This window comes from Microcystis sp. LE19-195.1E (assembly GCF_027532095.1).
Classification (GTDB): Bacteria; Cyanobacteriota; Cyanobacteriia; order Cyanobacteriales; family Microcystaceae; genus Microcystis; species Microcystis aeruginosa.
Map to the genome: position 1 here is coordinate 1 of NZ_JAPZSZ010000082.1, position 1,664 is coordinate 1,664.

Sequence of the window (1,664 nt, forward strand, 5' to 3'; positions counted from 1 at the left end):
AATAGAGACGATTCTTGTTTATAAGTTACCGCTTCTCAATCGTCGGGAGATAGAAACTATGTTTAGTTTAGATGAATTAAAACAAACTCAGTATTTTCAAGATGTGCGCGAGGAAGCGCGTCAGGAAGGTCGTCAGGAAGGCATTGAGCAAGGCATTGAGCAAGGCAGACTAAACAAAGCATTAGAGGCGGTCCCCCGTTTGTTAGCCTTAGGGTTAAGCGTTGAGCAAGTCGCATCCGCCTTAGAATTAGAGGTTAAACAGGTTAGAGCTATACAAAACGGGACATAATCTCCTTATGTCCTCATGTCTAGGAGGTTCTGTTATACTAAATCCTGTTTGATTTGATTGATTCAAGCTAATGTTATGGCTAATACTGGGAAAAGTTAAGATTTATACCCCATAGATGAGCGATTAAAAGCAATAATCTCCGCCATTCTACCCCCCCGAATTTGTCAAGTATTCTCCGTTTTTTATTGATGAATACGGAAAAAGCCCATCAGGGAGAGACTGGAAGGGTTAGAAAGTTGAGATTTAACGAGTCCGTTGATGCGGTCTAAGAGCAAGCGCGGATGAAGAAATAAATGGCCATCAGTAGCAGAAAAATATAAAAAGTAATCCGCACCAATCGATCGGGTAATTTCGGTAAAAAACGAGTGGTTACTTGTACACCTATAGAACCACCGATACCTAAAATAATCCCTTCTAGATAAAGAATATGACCAGCTTGGGCATGAGCGAAACAGGCGGCGATCGAATTGAGTAAAACCACACCTAAACTGGTGACAATGGCGATTTTGATCTTTTCTGCCAAAAAAATCATTTGTAGTGGCACCATGATCGCCCCACCGCCAATTCCGAAAATACCGGCTAGAAATCCAGCGATTCCTCCGGTTAGCAGACAGGCTAGATTAGGATGCAATCTAAGGGCAGAAACTGGCTCTTTTTGGCTTAAATTTTGCTTGAGATTGGTTAAATAGATATTGAGTAGTAAAAAACAACCAAAAGCCGCTTCTAGGAGGTGTTTGGGGCTAGATTTGACCAGATAGACCCCGATAAATGCCGTAAAAATCCCGGGTAAACCTAAGAGGAGAACTCGCTGCCATTTGAGGGAACCTAATCGCCAATTTTGGATCGTACCCCCTAGGGAAGTAAAAACGATCGCTAAACTGCTGGTAGCCACCGATTCCCCGTAACTGTAGCCCAAATTTAACAGGATCGCCACGGAGATAGTGCCACCCCCAATACCGAATAAACCCGCTAATAAGCCCGAAAAAACGCCCGTTATCAGTAAAATTAAGTAATTGTCTGCCATTATCTTCGGTTCATGGCCTTTAAGGGTCTGAATTTGCTATTATACATAGGACTTACTGAAAAAGTAAGGGCGAAGCATTCGGATAGAAAATCTACGGTTTCAGCGATAGTTTATGCCCGAATGCTTCGCCCCTACAGGACTTGCACCTGTTTCGCAAAACCAGCCACTAAAACCCTTACCTCGTCTATATTTCACATTTATTCAGCAACTCCTAATTAGGGTCTGCTGAATAAATCTAAAAACCTTGTTGGATAAGACTTTTGGACTTTTTTCCCCTCAAAAAGTGCCAGCCATTGCGGGGATCGGGGGAAAATTCAGGTACTTTTTCCCTGAAAATTAGGTAGTTGACCA

2 protein-coding genes are annotated in these 1,664 nt (G+C 42.5%); one reads left to right on the plus strand and one right to left on the minus strand.

Annotated elements, in window-relative coordinates; genetic code table 11:
* Positions 1-289, plus strand: a 289-nt coding sequence (locus O9300_RS04920) for an Rpn family recombination-promoting nuclease/putative transposase (RefSeq protein WP_287970372.1), incomplete at its 5' end; no start/stop codon positions are given.
* Between the two features lie 265 nt (positions 290-554).
* On the opposite strand, the gene O9300_RS04925 is transcribed toward O9300_RS04920, so the two are convergent.
* Positions 555-1,313, minus strand: coding sequence for a sulfite exporter TauE/SafE family protein (locus O9300_RS04925; protein WP_287970373.1), 759 nt, complete (start codon positions 1,311-1,313; stop codon positions 555-557).
* Positions 1,314-1,664 lie beyond the last annotated feature (351 nt).